Source organism: Ruminiclostridium josui JCM 17888 (assembly GCF_000526495.1).
Lineage (GTDB): Bacteria > Bacillota > Clostridia > Acetivibrionales > DSM-1351 > Ruminiclostridium > Ruminiclostridium josui.
This window is the reverse complement of record NZ_JAGE01000001.1, coordinates 1669268-1687385: the sequence shown is the minus strand read 5'-3', so window position 1 is coordinate 1687385 and position 18118 is coordinate 1669268. Positions and strand designations below refer to the sequence as shown.

At 37.1% G+C, this 18118-nt stretch carries 13 protein-coding genes, 1 tRNA gene and 1 riboswitch; of the genes, 6 read left to right on the top strand and 8 right to left on the bottom strand.

Annotation, left to right across the window (positions count from 1 at the left end; translation table 11 throughout):
- Position 1: 1 nt before the first annotated feature.
- Positions 2–1990, bottom strand: a complete 1989-nt coding sequence (gene tkt, locus K412_RS0107930; protein ID WP_024832608.1) for a transketolase — start codon at positions 1988–1990, stop codon at positions 2–4.
- A gap of 268 nt (positions 1991–2258) precedes the next feature.
- Between tkt and K412_RS0107925 the strand changes: the two genes are divergently transcribed.
- Together K412_RS0107925 and K412_RS0107920 are read left to right on the top strand one after the other, a co-directional pair.
- Positions 2259–3068: a metal ABC transporter ATP-binding protein gene (locus K412_RS0107925; RefSeq protein ID WP_024832607.1), complete on the top strand. Its 810-nt coding sequence runs from the start codon at positions 2259–2261 to the stop codon at positions 3066–3068.
- Positions 3068–3904: a metal ABC transporter permease gene (locus tag K412_RS0107920; protein WP_024832606.1), complete on the top strand. Its 837-nt coding sequence runs from the start codon at positions 3068–3070 to the stop codon at positions 3902–3904. Before K412_RS0107925 ends, K412_RS0107920 begins: the two co-directional genes overlap by 1 nt.
- 176 nt (positions 3905–4080) lie before the next feature.
- Here K412_RS0107920 and K412_RS0107915 read toward each other — a convergent pair whose 3' ends face one another.
- Positions 4081–6555, bottom strand: coding sequence for a glycoside hydrolase family 94 protein (locus K412_RS0107915; protein ID WP_024832605.1), 2475 nt, complete (start codon positions 6553–6555; stop codon positions 4081–4083).
- A 118-nt stretch (positions 6556–6673) separates the two neighbouring features.
- Between K412_RS0107915 and K412_RS0107910 the strand changes: the two genes are divergently transcribed.
- Positions 6674–7228, top strand: a complete 555-nt coding sequence (locus K412_RS0107910; protein WP_024832604.1) for a UbiX family flavin prenyltransferase — start codon at positions 6674–6676, stop codon at positions 7226–7228.
- 24 nt (positions 7229–7252) lie between these two features.
- On the opposite strand, the gene K412_RS0107905 is transcribed toward K412_RS0107910, so the two are convergent.
- Entirely contained in the window at positions 7253–8155 is a 903-nt protein-coding gene (locus tag K412_RS0107905) for a TraB/GumN family protein (RefSeq protein ID WP_024832603.1), read from the bottom strand.
- A 128-nt stretch (positions 8156–8283) separates the two neighbouring features.
- Here K412_RS0107905 and K412_RS0107900 point away from each other — a divergent pair, with 128 nt between their 5' ends.
- A complete protein-coding gene (locus K412_RS0107900) occupies positions 8284–10206 on the top strand; it encodes a glycoside hydrolase family 3 protein (protein WP_024832602.1) in 1923 nt (640 codons plus the stop codon).
- Between the two features lie 291 nt (positions 10207–10497).
- Here the strand turns inward: K412_RS0107900 and K412_RS0107895 are convergent, their stop codons facing one another.
- Both K412_RS0107895 and K412_RS0107890 read right to left on the bottom strand, forming a co-directional pair.
- The gene (locus K412_RS0107895) at positions 10498–10797 is read right to left on the bottom strand and encodes a hypothetical protein (protein WP_024832601.1); all 300 of its coding nucleotides are present in this window, start codon (positions 10795–10797) and stop codon (positions 10498–10500) included.
- A 229-nt stretch (positions 10798–11026) separates the two neighbouring features.
- On the bottom strand, positions 11027–11578 hold the full coding sequence (locus K412_RS0107890) for an ECF transporter S component (RefSeq protein WP_024832600.1): 552 nt from the start codon (positions 11576–11578) through the stop codon (positions 11027–11029).
- A 98-nt stretch (positions 11579–11676) separates the two neighbouring features.
- A riboswitch (FMN riboswitch) is annotated at positions 11677–11805 on the bottom strand.
- A gap of 156 nt (positions 11806–11961) precedes the next feature.
- Here K412_RS0107890 and galU point away from each other — a divergent pair.
- Positions 11962–12834: a UTP--glucose-1-phosphate uridylyltransferase GalU gene (gene galU, locus K412_RS0107885; RefSeq protein ID WP_024832599.1), complete on the top strand. Its 873-nt coding sequence runs from the start codon at positions 11962–11964 to the stop codon at positions 12832–12834.
- A gap of 81 nt (positions 12835–12915) precedes the next feature.
- On the opposite strand, the gene K412_RS0107880 is transcribed toward galU, so the two are convergent.
- Together K412_RS0107880 and K412_RS0107875 are read right to left on the bottom strand one after the other, a co-directional pair.
- Positions 12916–15768 (bottom strand): phosphodiester glycosidase family protein, encoded by a 2853-nt coding sequence (locus K412_RS0107880; RefSeq protein ID WP_024832598.1) that lies wholly within the window; start codon positions 15766–15768, stop codon positions 12916–12918.
- A gap of 98 nt (positions 15769–15866) precedes the next feature.
- The gene (locus K412_RS0107875) at positions 15867–16586 is read right to left on the bottom strand and encodes a tRNA 2-thiocytidine biosynthesis TtcA family protein (protein ID WP_034847318.1); all 720 of its coding nucleotides are present in this window, start codon (positions 16584–16586) and stop codon (positions 15867–15869) included.
- A gap of 303 nt (positions 16587–16889) precedes the next feature.
- Here K412_RS0107875 and K412_RS0107870 point away from each other — a divergent pair.
- A tRNA-Pro gene (locus K412_RS0107870) sits at positions 16890–16965 on the top strand.
- A gap of 166 nt (positions 16966–17131) precedes the next feature.
- On the opposite strand, the gene K412_RS0107865 is transcribed toward K412_RS0107870, so the two are convergent.
- Positions 17132–18091 (bottom strand): DUF6385 domain-containing protein, encoded by a 960-nt coding sequence (locus K412_RS0107865; RefSeq protein ID WP_024832596.1) that lies wholly within the window; start codon positions 18089–18091, stop codon positions 17132–17134.
- Between the last annotated feature and the right edge of the window lie 27 nt (positions 18092–18118).

Sequence of the window (18118 nt, the reverse complement as noted above, 5' to 3'; positions counted from 1 at the left end):
ATTATTTAGCCAAAACTGCTTTTGCCTTTGCAATAACATTTTCAGTTGTGAAGCCAAAGTGCTTAAATAACTGATCTGCTGGGCCTGAAGCACCAAAGGTATCTATGGAAATTATTTCGCCCTTTAATCCAACATATTTATGCCATCCGAATGAAGAAGCTGCTTCAACTGCTACTCTGTTAGCAACAGATGATGGGAGCACACTTTCCTTGTATTCGGCGGACTGTCTTTCAAAGAGTTCCATTGATGGCATACTTACAACTCTTGCATCGATGCCTTCAGCTTGAAGCTGCTTTCCTGCCTCTAATGTTACATGTACTTCGGAACCTGTAGCTATAAGGATTATTTCAGGAGTTGCATTTTTTGAATCCAACAGAGTATATGCTCCCTTTAAAGCTACTTTTCCGTCAATGTCAAGAACAGGAAGGTTTTGTCTTGTTAGTACCAGACAAGTAGGTGAAGATTGGTTTGTTACTGCTGTAAACCAACCGGCAGCTGTTTCATTTGCATCAGCAGGTCTGAAATCAATGAAGTTTGGTATACTTCTTATTGATGCCAACTGTTCGATTGGCTGGTGAGTAGGTCCGTCTTCTCCAACACCGATACTGTCATGAGTCATTACGTATGTTACAGGTGTCTTCATAAGTGCTGAAAGTCTCATAGCACCTTTCAAATAGTCAGTGAACACAAAGAAGGTTGCGCAGTACAGCTTTAATCCGCCGTATACAGCCATTGCGTTTGCTATAGCTGCCATTCCGTGTTCTCTTACGCCAAAGTGAAGGTTTCTGCCGCTGTAATCTTCAGCTGAGAAATCTCCAACACCTTTCATGGCAGTTTTATTTGATGGTGCAAGGTCAGCAGAACCTCCAACAAGGTTAGGGATTCTTTGTGCCAGATAATTTATAAGATTTCCTGAAATTGCTCTGGTTGCATTTGCTTTAGGTTCAACTTTCCAGAAGTTTTCATCATTTAGCAGCATTTCTTCGTAAGTTTCGGTATGCCACATTTCCCATTCATTTGCGAGCTCTGGGTATTCAGCAGCATATTTCTTAAATATTTCATTCCATTCGTTTTCAGCTTTTATACCTGAATTAATGATTTCTTTCATGTAAGCTGAAACTTCTTCACTTACGTTGAAGCAGTCATCCTTGCACATTCCCAAGAATTCCTTGGTTTTTGCAAGTCCTTCTTCTCCAAGAGGTTCACCGTGAACAGAAGAACTTCCTGCTTTTGGTGAGCCATAACCGATTTGAGTATTTATGATGATAATTGAAGGTGCACTTGTATCAGCTTTTGCCTTGGCAATTGCTGCACTGATGTCCTCTACACTGTTTCCGTCTTCAACTTTAAGTACTTGCCAACCATATGCATCAAAACGTTTTGCAACATCTTCGGTGAAAGCTATGTCTGTATTTCCTTCTATAGTAATATTGTTGCTGTCATAAAGTAATATAAGCTTGCCCAGTTTCAAAGTACCTGCAAGTGAAGCAGCTTCGCTTGCAACACCTTCCATGAGACAGCCGTCACCTGATAATGCAAAAGTATAGTTATCAACTATTTTGTAGCCATCCTTGTTGAATTTGGCAGCCATAAATTCTTCAGCCATTGCCATACCAACTGCATTGGCAATACCTTGACCAAGAGGTCCTGTTGTGATTTCAACACCCGGTGTATGTCCGTACTCAGGATGTCCCGGAGTTTTACTGTTAAATTGTCTGAAATTTTTCAAATCTTCCATTGAAACATCATAACCGAATACATGCAGCATGGAATATAACATTGCTGACCCATGACCTGCTGAGAGTACAAATCTGTCTCTATTTGGCCACTGTGGGTTTTTGGGATTATGTTTCATATGTTTTGCCCAAACAGTATAGGCTATAGGTGCTGCACCCAGCGGCAAACCCGGATGTCCTGAAGATGCTTTTTGAACTGCTTCTGCAGCCAACACCCTTATAGTGTTAATACAAGCTGTGTCTATTTTGCTCATTACTAGTCCTCCCCAATATAATTATTACATTAAACATATTAACACAAAAATATATAAAAATAAGTATCTATTAGAAAAATTTATAACTATATAGTAAAAAACTTTAAAAATTTATTCTAAATTTTACAACAGATATAACTAAAGTGTTTGCATATGAATATGGATTCATACCATATATTCTTAAAAATATTATCTTTTTAAAGGGAAAGGTGTATAATAATTAATGCTAAAATGAACTGCAATAATAATTGGAATACGAGGAAATATAATGGAAGAATTTATTGGTAAGCATAGAGGAAGTTGTGAGAATAGCTTGGGATGCTGTGGGTACTGTTGTACTAAAATAGAAAAGTTTTCAGTAACTATAGGCAGAACGCAAATATTACATGATGTAAACCTTCACTTGCACTGCGGGGAACTGACTGCGATTATCGGTCCTAATGGCGCAGGAAAAAGTACTTTGCTTAAGTCTGTACTTGGAGAGATTAAACATGAGGGTAATATTGTGTTTGCAGGGGCCAATGGAGAGGCTGCTGGGAAGCCTGTTGTGGGGTATGTACCTCAGCAATTGGAATTTGATACTGCTGCACCTCTTAGCGTAAGGAACCTGTTTGCATCATGTATGAGCAGAAAACCTTCATGGCAGAGGGTCTCAAAAAAATTAGAAAAAAGGATTATTAATTGTCTTGACAGAGTTCAGGCAGGAAAACTTATAGAAAAACGGTTGGGGGCTTTGTCAGGCGGAGAGTTGCAAAGAGTACTACTGGCGCTGGCACTTGAGCCAATGCCACAGCTTTTGCTTCTGGACGAGCCGGTTTCAGGGGTTGATAGGAAGGGCCTTGAAGTTTTTTATGAAATTGTGTCTCAAATAAGAAAAGAGTATGATTTGACTATAATACTTGTTTCCCACGATCTTGATTTGGTAAGGAAACATGCTGATAGAGTTGTTTTGTTAAATAGGACAGTAATACTTAATGGAAAACCAGAAGAAGTTTACACTGACAAAAGGATGCACGAAACTTTTGGCTTAACTGGTATTTTGGGAAATGAAACAGATGAGAACGGAGGCGGGAAGTAATGGAATACATATATAAAATACTTGATACTTTGCTTCCATTCAGTTGGCTGGGTTATGAGTTTATGAAAAATGCCTTTTTAGCTATTCTGCTTATTGCCCCGGTATTTGGAATTCTTGGAACCATCATAGTAAACAACCGAATGGCGTTTTTCTCTGACGCACTGGGACACGGTGCTTTTACCGGGATTGCAATAGGCACGGCAATAGGAGTTTTTCAGCCTATGTGGTCTGCTATAGCGTTTTCTATTGCTTTTTCAGTACTTATTACAGTTGTTAAAAATAAGACAAAGACATCTACAGATACAGTTATAGGGGTGTTTTCTTCTGCTGCAATAGCTTTGGGTGTTGTACTAATGTATTCGGGAGGCAGTAATAAATACTCTTCTGTTCTTGTGGGAGATCTGTTAAGCATAAGTTCAGGAGAGGTAGGACTATTGCTCATTATTGCTATTGCAATAGTTGTACTTTGGTTAATGTTTTACAATAAAATACTTTTGGTAAGCCTGAATCAATCACTGGCAAAAAGTCGAGGGATAAATACCATGGCAGTTGAACTTGCTTTTACATCTGCTATTGCAGTGGTGGTAACCGTTAGTATACAATGGATTGGACTTTTGATAATTAATTCACTTCTGGTTCTTCCTGCAGCAGCTGCCAGAAATGTGTCAACTAACGCTAGGCAGTATAATATAATTGCGTTATTGATTTCTTTTGTTTCAAGCATTGGTGGACTCATAATGTCATACTATCTAGATACCGCAACAGGGGCAACAATAGTTATTATTGCTGCGGTTATTTACTTTATAACACTTGGATTAAGAAAAAGATTTATATAATAAGAATGGGATGTTGCAAAACAGACAGTTTTTCTGTTTAACTCTTTTACTTCCGTATAAAATTGTATCAATGATTGTTTCGCCGATAAATATCTGCAAATATCTTTGACCGATCTTCCATTAATACAATTTATACTCTAAGTACAGAGAAAAAGTTATTTTGCAACATCCCCATTTTATTTACCCATTACTACTACTATTTCATTAGTAGCTTTAAGGTCATCTATGCTGATATAACAGCCATCAATGCGTTTTCCGTTTACGGTAACGTATTGAACTCCCTTTTCAACTCCCTGACTGTTATCAACAGCTATATTGAGAACACTATTTCTGAATACCTTGGTCATTTTAAAGTTCTTCCAGCTTGATGGGATACATGGATTTATTTTTATACCATTATACTCAGGTTGTAATCCCAGAATACCATATACCATTGAAACCATGACAGTTGATGCTGTACCTGTCAGCCAGTGAACATGAGAACGTCCGTGATTTTGTGCGTCAATTCCTTCAGTAGCTTGTCCGTGAATATATGGCTCAAGTTTTCTTTTTTCCGCATTGTCATTCATGGCGGCAGGATTTATTTCGGTGAAATATTCATAGGCCCTGTTACCATTTCCTATAATTGTTTCAGCTAGTATCAGCCAGCCTTGGGGCTGTGAGAATATTCCTGCATTCTCCTTGGTTCCGGCATTAAAAAGTGACATTCTTGCAACCGGAAGACCATATTCCCTGAATGCCGGGTAAAACAACATTGCACCATATTTAGTATTCAACTTGGCATATACCTTATCAAGAACGGCACTGGCCTTTTCTCCTTCGGCAGCACCGCTTATAACGGACCACACTTGTGGATTAAGCCATAGGCTTGCTTCGGAATTATTTTTTGATCCTATAATATATCCGTCATCAGTAAATCCCCGGACATATTGATCTCCTTCCCATGCGGACTTTTGGATATTTTCACTTAATTCTTCAAGACGGGCCTTTGCCCATGCTATGTCATCTGAAGCACACTTTTTAACTGCAAATTCTTCAAATATTTTAAGGGCATAGTAAAGTTGGAATGCCACGAAGAGAGATTCTCCTTTTGATCCAAGTCTAAGGCAATCATTCCAGTCTGCAAATAAACCGGCAGGTAAACCGTGGCTGCCCAGTCTATCCAAGTTGAACTGTATTGCCTGTTTTAAGTGGGTATAAACGGTTGCTTCTCCCTTGTCTGCATAAGGAATTATTTCATCTATAAATTTCCAATCTCCGCTTTCTTTAATATATGTAATAATAGTTGGAAAGAGCCAAAGTGCATCGTCCGCCCGGTAGAAGGATTGTCCCGTTTCTTTTGCATACTGTGATTCATCAGGAGTAGCTTCCTGACCTGGTTTGTGGTCAAATTTAACCAGTGGCAGACCGCCGCCATTGGATACTTGTCCTGAAAGCATAAGCCAAAGGCGTTCTCGTGCAGCATTATGGTCTAAATGGATTATACCCTGTATGTCCTGTACCGTATCACGGTATCCTAAACCGTTTCTCAGACCACAGTATTGGAATGAGGCTGCTCTGGACCAGAAAAATGTTATAAAGCACTGGTACGCATTCCAAACATTTGCCATATTATTAAAATTCTCGTCCGGGGTTTCCACCTGAAGGTTACCCAGCCTTGAGTGCCAGAAGTTTTTAAGTTGTGTAAGCTCATTTGATACAACTTCGCTGAAGTCAAAAGAATCTTCACAAGAACACTTGGTATTCTTTTCAATGGCAGCATATTTTGAAATTAAATTTCTTGCAAAGGATTCATTTCCTGCTCCAAGAAGGAAAGTCATTTCAGCCTCTTCACCAGGATTTATTTCGATATCTGTCTGGAGAGCTCCAAAGGAATTTCCATTATAGGCAACAGTATTTGAACATTTTCCAGATTCTACGGCAACAGGATTTCCATAATTTCTATAGTTACCTATAAACGTATCTCTTTCGCCATCAAAAGCAGAAACTGCCTGACCTGCTAGACCAAAAAATCTGTAAATAGGGTCACCTTTTTTATTGGAGGTTCCTTCAACATCTGCCGATACTTCACTTCCGTTTTCATTTATTACCTGAAGTATGTGATTATCTCTAAAAAATGTTTTACTAATAAATTGCGAATATTGAAGATTCACAGTATCATTTTCATAATGGTCATGGTTTGTGAATTCCGCCATGCCATATATAGATAAACTCCGTTTGCTTGTTCCATTATTCTTTATTTTGAAATTCCATACTTCATAGTTTTTATCAAGAGGAACATAATAAAGGGTACGGCTTTCTATGTCCTTGTAAGAGGATGAAATAATAGTATAGGCCGTTCCATGTCTGCACTCACTCTTATAGCTGTCAATTGATTTACAAACCGGCTGCCACGAACCGGACCAGTAATCACCATCTTCATTGTCTCGAATATAAATAAATCTGCCGGGTTGATCGTTGGACATGGAATTTAATCTAAAACGAATTATTCTCCCGGCCGCACCGGATTTTACAAAACTATAGCCAGTTGCATTGTTGGATATAATTGCACCGTAGTCTACAGACCCAAGATAATTACACCAGGGGGCAGGAGTATCCGGGCGGGTAATAACATACTCCTTGTTAATTGGATTAAAATGACCAAAATTCATTTTAAAGCACCTCCGAAAACCAAATTCAGAGATAATAATATCATAAATATTAAAATAAATGTCAATAATTCAAAACATTAGATAAATGATTATTTAATGTTAGGGGTAGGTGTTCTAAATAAATATAGTTATAGGTATTACCGGTGCTTCAGGAGCAATATATGGAATAAAACTTCTTGAGGTGTTAAAAAGTATACCACAGATAGCAACTCATCTTGTAATGAGCAAATATGCGGTTGAGAATATCGGAATTGAAACGGACTATAGTATCGGGCAGGTATTAGGGCTTGCAGATTTCACATATGATAATGACTGCCTGTCTGCGAGAATATCCAGTGGCTCATATATAACCGACGCAACAGTAATTGTTCCATGTAGTATGAAGACACTGGCTTGCATTTCAAACGGAATTTGTGACACTCTTATCGCAAGAGCAGCAGATGTTGCTCTTAAAGAATCACGAAAGCTCATTATTTGCCCCAGGGAAACACCTCTTAATTCCATACACCTTGAGAACATGCTTAAGCTCTCACGACTGGGGGTGAAAATAATACCACCAATGCCTGCCTATTACAATAAGCCCAAAACACTTGATGATATCCAGAATCATCAGGTTATGAAGATATGCGATTGTTTAGGTATTGCAAATGAAATAGGACACAGATGGAAATAAGGTACTGCAAGCCCTTTTTAAGTACTATAGTTGCTCTACTTTATAGCCATTTTTCTTAAGCATATTAATAATACCATTTTCACCGGTCAATCTTGAAATATCTGCTATAGCAAAATATTTACCTCCGGATTTTAAGCTTTTAGTAACACAATCAAAGGTTTTTTGTATTACCGTTGATTGAGTAGCATTGATAAATGAATATAGGTTGATTAGCCCCTCGATGTCACCGTCTTTCCATAATACCGTTGCTTTTTTTACAGTTTCAGAGTCATTTTCTATTGCTTTGATAGTATTCTCAAGTAGTGAACTTTGAAGAGAATACGACATTGAGCTGAGTCTGCTTAGCTGTGAATCGGGAGATTCAATTTCAACAATTGACTTGCCGTCTTTTTTTGCTTTCCCTATAAAATATGATGGAATAGGGTTTTGCAAAAAATTTTGTGAGCTGCTAATTACAAGATTGGATACTAAGCTTTCAATAACCCAGGGCATAAAACTTTTATAAGTTGAAAGTGATTTTTTATTTTGAGTATACTTTTTTATAAGAGCGTCTGCTTTGTTGTACTGTTCCTTTGTTAAAACTTTATCTATCGTTGTTTTAGATAGCAGCCCATATTTTAAAAGGGCAGTTACGGTTTGGTCCTGTGTAGTTTTTGTTGAGTCTGTTTCCACAATAATTTTTGAACTTTCATTGTATATTTTTTCAATCTGTTCATTTAGAGGGAATATGCTTTTGTCCGTAATTGATAATGACCCCAGAAGGTATATAATATTTTTTTCTGAGGTATCATTTGGGTTTGTAACTTTCCATACGCTTATATGGTTATCCGCGGCAGTTATGACTTCACTAGAAGCTGAAGATGCCAAGGTAAGGCATATAATAAGCATTAATGTAATAAATGCAATAAAGAGTACTAGTCTTCTCATTGAAAACCTCCGGATTATATTAATTTATTAAATACTACTAACTATATTAAGATATAAGTATATTAATGTTGATATATTACAATTATTTTAATATTATAGTAATATATACCAAACATTGGGGTGATTAATTGAATTTCAAAAGACTGGAAAGATTACTTCTGACCTCTTTATTAATATTATCACTATGCTGCTGCAGTAATACTACATCAAACATATATAAAACTCCAAACAACACTAATATTTCCACTAACAGTGGAAATATTTTGGAAGTATCGGGAATATACAACAAAGAAAAATCCATCAAGGAAAATATAACTGAATACATAAAAAGAATGACGCTGGAGGAAAAAGTAGGTCAGATGATTATGCCAGAGTGGAAATATGTAACCGCTCAAGATGTTAAAACCTACTCAATAGGGTCTGTATTTGCCGAAGGGGGTTCTGCTCCGAAGGAAAACAATCCGGATGGTTGGAGAGCGATGATAAGTAAATATAAAAATGCGGCTAAAAAGTCAAGGCTGTCCATACCCCTCTTATTTGCTTTAGATGCTGTTCATGGTAACAACAATATGAAGGATACCGTTATATATCCTCACAATATAGCCTTAGGTGCTACTCGAAACGGAAAACTTGTAAGAGAAATCGGAACAGCCGTTGCAGATGAATTAAACTCAATAGGGATTGATTGGACATTTTCTCCGTGTGTTGCAGTAAGCAACGATATAAGATGGGGGAGGGATTATGAGTGCTTCAGTGAGACACCGGATCTTGTGACTATGTTGTCAACTCCTTTTATAACAGCCCTTCAGGAGAACGGTATAATTGCATGTGCAAAGCACTATGTGGCAGACGGCGCTGTTGAATTTGGTTCTGGCATAAATGGACTCCTTGATCGCGGGAATACCAATATCAGTACAGAGGAACTAAAAGATAAATATATATCTGTGTACAAGGATGTAGTTAAAGCCGGTGTTAAATCAATTATGGTTTCATACAGCAGTGTAAAGGGTAGAAAAAACCATTCAGAGAGAGATCTCATAGAATATAAACTTAAGCAGGATATTGGTTTTCAGGGAATCGTAATCAGTGACTATGAGGGCGTTGAATATTTAGATGGCAACAGTCTTTATATAAAGGTAGTAAATGCAGTGAATGCCGGGATAGATGTATTAATGGAAGGGAAACGGTGGAAGGAAGCTTATAAATGCTTACTGGAGGCAGCAAGTGAGAAGCGGCAAGATATAAATATGAATAGAATAGACGAAGCTGTTTTCAGAATACTAAAAGTAAAAATGGAATCAGGCAAATTTGACGATGAAAGTGATAGGACAAATGAGGATTATGACATTAGGCAGAATTTCAATGTTCAAATTGCAGAACAGGCTGTAAAGGAGTCCTTGGTTCTTCTGAAAAATAAAAAGAACATACTTCCCTTAAAAAAATCAGCAAAAGTTGCAGTTATTGGACCAGCTGCTGATAACATAGGTGCACAATGTGGCGGGTGGACAAAGACATGGCAAGGTGGCTTGGATACGGAAGAAAAGCGGTGGATGAGTGGTACAACTATTCTGGATGGATTTAAGGAAATGGCAGATGACGGAGGAGGCGTTATAATCACCGATCCTGCAAAAATAAAGGATGCAGATGTTGTTGTTGCGGTTTTAGGAGAACGCCCATACGCTGAAGGACATGGAGATGAAAAAACTCTGGGATTAAGTGAGGGACTGGCTTTTAGTGAGAATGCCAACACATTAAAAATTGCATATGAATCAAAGAAACCTGTAGTTGTCATTATTGTATCGGGGAGACCGAGGATAATCACAAATGAAATTAATAAATGGGATGCCCTGGTTGAGGCATGGTTACCTGGTACAGAAGGAAGAGCGGTTGCTCCAGTTATTTACGGGGATAACTGTAATTTCAAAGGACGGCTGCCTGTGAGTTGGCCTAAATCAGATGAACAACTCCCTATTACAATTGAAAAGTTGGATAATAATGAAGAATATGATGCTCTTTTTCAGTATGGATTTAGTTTAAAATATTCAAATTAACCCACTTTTCCACACTTATATGAACTTATAAGATTCAAATTATGCACAGATTTATACACATTATCCACATATATACCGCAATTTTAAAAGTATGTATAAAAGGCGGGGAATCCTTGATTTCCATGAGGTTTTATAATTATTCACAGTTTATTGTAAACTAGATTACATATCCACATGTTGTAATTAACAAATAATTCAGAAGTTATCAACAGTTTTTGGAGTGTTTTGTTGAAAAAATAAAAAGCGAGGAATTTTACCTCGCTTTTTAAAATATAATATTATAGTATAACTTTATAATTCTTCTTCGTCAGTTTCTTCATCACCGAGAATATCATCTTCAGCTATAAATTTTTTGTCATTGTCATCCAAACGTTCCAGATAGTCATCAATAAGATCAGAAGCTTCATTTTTTGTCATGTTTTCAAAGTTCATATCACTGACATCTTCGTTTAATTGCTCTGCCAACTCTTTGATATACTCAATCTGCTGAGTTGTGGCCAATTCTACCATAGATTTAACATGTTGATCACATTTTTTGTTTGTGCAATTTCCGCTAATCTTCAAAGAGCCGCATTTATTACAAAATTCCATACCAATATCACCCCGCAATTATTGCATTAGCAAAATTAAAATTAATTGGCATATGCTGCCCATGTGACACTGTCACATATATGATGTTAATAATATAATACGTGCTAATTATTTCAATGTAAATATGTAATTCCTAATATTTTATATTTTTGATAACATATATCATAATAGTTATCAAAAATAAATGCAACCATTTCCTGATTTTTGGGGTGATAGTTCCTGGATAGCCTTATTTTAGGGCTGTCTGAGACAATAGTCTGCCGATGGATTTGTACAATAATAAAGCGATAGCTGAGTTAATACCTGCCTTCATTAAATTAAAGGGAAGCAGAGCCGGAACAATCATTTTAATTACAGCATCAACAGGAGTTCCTGCAAACAAAGGATAAAATATCATGTTCATTGGTATCATTATTGCAGTCATAGCCAGACTTCCTAAAATTGCTCCTATAACAGCACCTTTAAAACTTTTTTTCTTTAAATAAACTATAGAAGCGGTACTTACCAAGGCTGACGTAGCCACAATATGCATAATGCAGCCTATCCATCCACCTCCAGTACTAACTGCCAGTGTTTGAACAAGTGATGTTACAATAGTGAGTATAATGCCTTCAACAGGGCCAAAAATAAATCCTCCTATAATAATGGATACATCTGCTGCATCATAAACAAGGAAAGGTGCACCGGGAAAAGGAAACTTCAGCGGAGATATTATAAGAATTACTGAAATTGCCACTAATACGCCCATTGTTGTCATTTTCTTGATTCTACTGCTATTCATTGAGATTTACCTCCTTATGGTAATGTAGATATAAAGCAAACTAAAAAGCCCTGCGAATAATAATCCACAGAGCTTAACATAACAAATTTATGTTGTTTATTGTTCTTCTTTCATCCAGACTGTACTGTCGGCCATGGAATCACACCATGTCTGCAAAACGCTCGCGGGCTAATACAAAATTGTACATTACCGCCGGTAGGGAATTACACCCTGCCCTGAAGATATTATGAGAGTTTCATTTATAACTATGTCAAAACTATAACATAAAATAGAAGGATAATCAATGGTTTGGGTTAAAAGGACATAAATGGGAACATTTGTTGCTATATAATTTAAATATATGGTAAAATAATATTTGAATAAAGTACATATGGAGGAAATCTATGAAAGTACGAAAGGCAATAATACCTGCTGCCGGTCTTGGAACTAGATTTTTACCTGCAACTAAGGCACAACCTAAGGAAATGATACCTATAGTTGATAAACCTACTATACAATACATTATTGAAGAAGCAGTTGCTGCGGGGATAGAGGATATACTTATTATATCTGGAAGAAATAAAAGAGCAATTGAAGATCATTTTGATAAATCCTATGAATTGGAAGAGGAACTTCATAGAAAAGGAAAACAAGAATTATTGAGCGTTGTACAGGAGATTTCAAATATTGCAAATATACACTACATAAGACAGAAGGAAGCAAAAGGTCTCGGACATGCTATTTATTGTGCTAAATCATTTATCGGAAATGAACCTTTTGCAGTTATGCTTGGAGATGATATAGTGGATTCTCCGGTACCTTGTATTAAGCAGTTGATGGATGTATATAACGAATACCGGACTACTATTCTGGGCGTTCAAAAAGTACCCCTACAGGACGTAACAAAATATGGTGTCATAGGGGGAACACAGATTGATGAAAGAGTATATAAGGTAAAAGAGTTGGTTGAGAAGCCAGAGGTTGAGCAGGCGCCATCAAATATAGCTATACTGGGGAGATATATTATTTCTCCAAGAATTTTTGAATTCCTGCAAACGGCTACACCTGGTAAGAATGGTGAGATTTGGCTCACAGATGCATTACAGAAGCTTATGGAGCAGGAAGCAATGTATGCATTTGATTTTGATGGAGACAGGTACGATGTGGGAGATAGAATTGGATTTTTAAAGGCCACTGTAGAATTTGCTCTCAAAAGAGAAGAACTGAAGGATGATTTTACAGCATTTTTGAGACATAAGATGGAACAGCTTCCTTAGTAAAGTGTTATTAAAGATAAAATAAAAACCGGAGACATTAAAGCATTTAGCTTTTATTGTTTCCGGTTTTATTTTTAGGATTTAATTAAATGACTTAAACTGATATGTTACTGAGTTTCCCTTAACTTTTACAACAGCATATTTTGCAGCACCTTTGTTGCTATCGCTGAAGCCATAGGAATCAAAGCCTGCAGTGACTACATACTTAACGCCTTTGTCCATATAGCTTGAATTTGAATTTCCTTTATAAAATACCCATACATTCTTTCCGGTTTTCTTTTTAAAATCTGAAAGAGTGTCTTTTAGGAGTTGTCCTTCTTTTGTATCATTGAATTTCAACGGGTCTTTCTCCAAAAATACAAATACGTTTTTACCCTTAAAGGAGTTGAGTTGATTAATAAACCATAACCACTCATTTGTGTTGGTTACACGTAAGCCACCTTTGGAAGCATTCAACTGTATAAGTTTATTACCGTTAATATCCAAAGATTTGTAACTTGCAGTAGTACTCAATTGAGGAACCTTTATACTGCTTCTTGTAAGCCCGTCATTTGAGCCAACAAGTACAGAGACATCAACAGAGCTGCTTATATGGCTTGCAAGTTTGTTAAGCATGTCAATCTGTGTTTTGTTGGTTGAACCATATGCAGTTGACTGACCAAACACTGAAAATGTCATTGAATCGTCTCCTGATACAGTAACATCCTTGTAATTTTCATCATTTGGTACAGTTGTTTTTGGAACCTTTGACATATCAACATCGGGATAGCCTGTATAAATCATTGTCAAGTTATCAAAATATACTGTACCTGAAGACTTACCGTTTTTAGGCTGGACAGCAAATACATTTGTTACCTTTTTTGGTGTATTTAAATCATCCAGAGACACTTCGAGGTACTTCCAACCTGTCCAAGTGATTCCTTTTGCAAAGTACTCACTTTTGTAGTTTCCTTTAGAATCATGGACAGTAGCCCCTATCCAAATTGGATTTTTGGATGAACTGTAAACCCACATACCAAGTTTTGATGTGGCGGAGTCTAATGTATAACCTCCATTTGGAAGGCTCAGATATGCAGCTCTGTTTACACTTAAATCAGTGGAAAAATCATATGTGATTTTCGCAGAATATTTTGCTGACTTATAAACATTAGATGCCAGACTAAAAGAGGCTTTTGCGGACTTATGCGAGGTTATCAGTTTTATTCCTGTTGAGTTAAAGTCCTGAATAACTTTTGTTATACCTGACTTTCGAATAGACACAGGACATGAAACTACTGCTGAACCTACTGTGGCGGCAATATAACCTGTTCCTCCGCTTTTATTTGCAGTAAATACATTTGATGAGGATACGTTTCCTACATTTCCGCCTGTACTCCATTTTATGTTTTCAGGGGGAATACTTGCTGTATATCCGTTTTTATCCCAACCTTTAAGGGATAATGTAACTGAACTTCCGGGGTTAATATTGAGCTTATCATAATTTAGTTCAAGTTTGGCTGGGGATTCCAGTACAGTAATAGGACAGGTTCCCACTACATGGTCACCAATTTTTGCCGTTACTATAGCCTCTCCTGCAGTGGTAGGATATAGTACGTTTCCTTTAAAAGTACCTTTAACACCAGAGACAGACCATTTTACATCATTTGTATTAATATTAACCGGATTCATATACTTATCCATACCTCTTGCTGTAAAAGCCCTGGAGGTATTAACAAATACATTCTCCTCATATGCAGTTACATAAAGAGAATCTACTGGTCCTTGCGGTGCTACCGAGAATATACCCAGAGATGCACCTACTCCTCTTTGTGAGCCATCTGAAGGCTTATTTTGAACGCTTAAACCTGTTGTACCCTGTTTTCTTGCTACAAGAGTAGTTGAGCCGCCTCCGTCTAGATTCAAAGCATTTGCACAGCCAAGTTCATGCATATATGATGCAAGCTCTGCTTGTGTCATACCTATACTGTTACTAGATTTTCCATCGATAGCAGCAATAATTAGGGTTTTTCCATCTTTTGATGTTCCAATAGCAGTTCTTGCTGCCCTTGTACTTGGAGACACAGGATTATGAGAGAAAGAGGTTAGAACCTTATCATCCTTAACAAGTATCGCTCCGCCTGTAAGAGCCATGGTCATTTTACTTGTATCAACGTTCATGGTTATACTGTATTCAACAGGATCCCCAACTTTGAAGTTACTCTTTAAATACTGAATATGACTTCCTGTCCCTAATACAACAAACCCGTTCTTTGGCATATTAATAGCGGGTTTGTTTTCACTGAACTCTTTTACAATACCATCTTCGACTACCATTTCAATCCAATCAGGATATTTGGTTGTGGCACCAGGAGTTTTAGCACCCCATTTTGCATCTATTATGGCCATTCCGTTAAAAGTACCATTATATCTGTTATATGATGCAGCAACTTTCTTTTCACCATTTGGAGTGATAAGCTCAACTTTGGTGTTCCAGTATGTAAATAGCGCTTCGTTGATATCATTAAGTGAAAAAGTTCCGGTATCTTTACTGTCTCTGGTAGCTGCAAGTTCAACTTTGCCTGAAGAAATAATAGGGCCATAGGTATAACTTTTTCCGTTTGCTCCGAAATCAAAAAAGCTGCCGTTAACTGCAGCAATTGCTCCGCTATTTTTTGCCAGATTTAAAACAGTTGAAGAACTTACTACGGATGTCTTATTTGTAAGGGTATCGACCTTAACATTTTTATTAGACAAATCTACTCTGAGAACATAAGCCTTAATCCATCCGCTTGTAGTAAAGCGATCATAGCTTTCCAAAGTAACACCCGAAGTAATTGTTTGCTTTTCAACAGTTTGACTTATAAGCTGTTGTGCGCCGAATACATTGCTGAAAGATGTCAGCAGTAAAGTTAAGATAACTAAAAGTGCAAGACTTCTGCGTATGTATTTATTCATTTTTTTGTATATACCCCCAATATTATGTTGATTTACCCCGTTGTGAAATTAAGTGGCTTTACCTAGGTTCCATTGCAACAACTTTACGGGGTATTATGTTATTCGTGCCATCCGTCGATTTCCGCACGTTTTATAGCTCCAAAAAGGTTACTTTTAATTTCTTTGTTATCTTTTTGGAGTTCCAGAAGTAAATCCTTGATATACTGACGTTTGGTTTTACCATCAACATGACATGGACTTTTAACAATTGGCAGATCCGCTGACTTTACAACTGATTTTATTTGTTTTTCTTCAGTATAAATAAGAGGACGAATAAGGTGTAAATCCTTCCTGTCAAGGTAAGTTACAGGAGAAAAAGTATGTATTCTTCCTTCATAGAAAGTGCTAAGCAACAGGGTTTCAACGGCATCATCCCTATGATGACCGAGGGCAACCTTATTGCATCCAAGCATTTTTGCTTTATTATGGAGAGCTCCTCTTCTAAGATTTGCACACATAGAACAAGGATTCTTTTCATTTCTTACCTCAAAAATTATCTTTCCAATCAGAGTTTCTTCAATAGTATAATTAACACCTATTTGTTTGCAATATTCTGCAACCGGAGTGAAATCGGCATTTCCTATACCCATTGTAAGACTGATTGCCTCAAGTTCAAACTTTTTTGGATAAAAATTCTGGAGCTGTCTTAGTGCAGTAAGAAGGGTCATGCTATCTTTTCCGCCGCTTACGCCAACTGCAATTCTGTCCCCAGCTTCAATCATGTTATAGTCCTGAACCGCCCGTCTAACTTGCCCTAAAATACGCTGTATAAACACCACATCCTTTTTCCTTAGTTTTACTTCATTATAAAAAAACTACCATTACGTATCAAGAGATATTAGATTTCAATTATATTACATATTGGATATATTGTTTTTGTAAACAGTAATGGCCTAAAAGCATACATGTACATTCAAAAATAAAATTAATTTGACAAAACAGGTAATAAAACGGTGTAAAAGTGAGCATATTAAAGAAACAGAAGGGTAAATGCTGAAATATGCTCAATGTACGAATTGATTATATTTTGGGGCTATAGTAAAATACTTTTGCACTCGAGAAAACAACGAGTGTGCAAATAGCGGGGTGTAGCGCAATTGGCAGCGCGCTTGGTTTGGGACCAAGATGCTGGAGGTTCAAGTCCTCTCACTCCGACCAGCTAAATCCTCGACAGATTTCTGTCGAGGATTTTTTGCATACCTAAATAGGACTTGAACCTGAGAAGGCACGAAGCAGGCTATTAATATTATTTTTCTAAAGGACTAGTTATTTAGGCAAATAAAAAGCACCCTGTGTACAGGGTGCTTTCTCTGACTATTTATCATTAGCTTTGACCTTGGAAAATAACGTTTATATCTGTGCTGGAACTGGAAGTGGTGGATTTGTATCCTAAACGTATATATTTTAAGAATTTACTTGAAGTTATAATAGTCGCCTCACCGGGCTTAACTTCACGTTCTTCAGAGTCAGCTACCCAATCTGTACCATTAGGACTTAATTCAACCAAAACAGTAACATTGTTTGTGTCTCCTGTATTTTTTACAAAGAACTGATAAGTTGTGAGTTGAGCAATTTCTTGCTGTGCAGTATATTGATAACTGTCGGTTGTGGCTGAGGTTGCGAGTGTAGAATCTATAAAGTTACGAGATTGGCTTACCTGCAATACCCCATTTGAATCAGTTAATAGAACATGACTGTCAGTACCGTCACTACCATAGACAGCAATACTGTCGGTTTCGTGAGAAATATCAACATTAACGGTATCAGAAGAAGTAAGGGGTCTGATATCTAACTGACCAGTAGCATTTGTTTTAAGAATGCGGTTTGTAGTACCATCGTTACCATAAACAGCAATACTGTCATCAGCTTCTGTAATACTAACACTAACGGTATCAGAAACGGTTAAAGGCCTGATATCCAGTTGACCAGTAGCATTTGTTTTAAGAATGCGGTTTGTAGTACCATCGTTACCATAAACAGCAATACTGTCATCAGCTTCAGTAATATTAACGCTAACGGTATCAGAAACGGTTAAAGGTCTGATATCCAGCTGACCAGTTGAATTTGTTTTTAAAATTTGGTTTGTAGTACCATCATTACCGTAGACAGCGATACTGTTCGCAGCCTCGTTTACGTCAACAGCAAGGGGAGAAGATACGTCTGTTGCTACCTTCAATCTACCTGTATTGTCAGCCTGAACATTAATTACAGCTGATCCATTTGTTGCAAAAATCTGATTTTTTAGATTCGCCGGAGAATCCTGATAAATTGGCATTCCGGGCATAATGTTCACTCCTTTTTATTTGTTTTT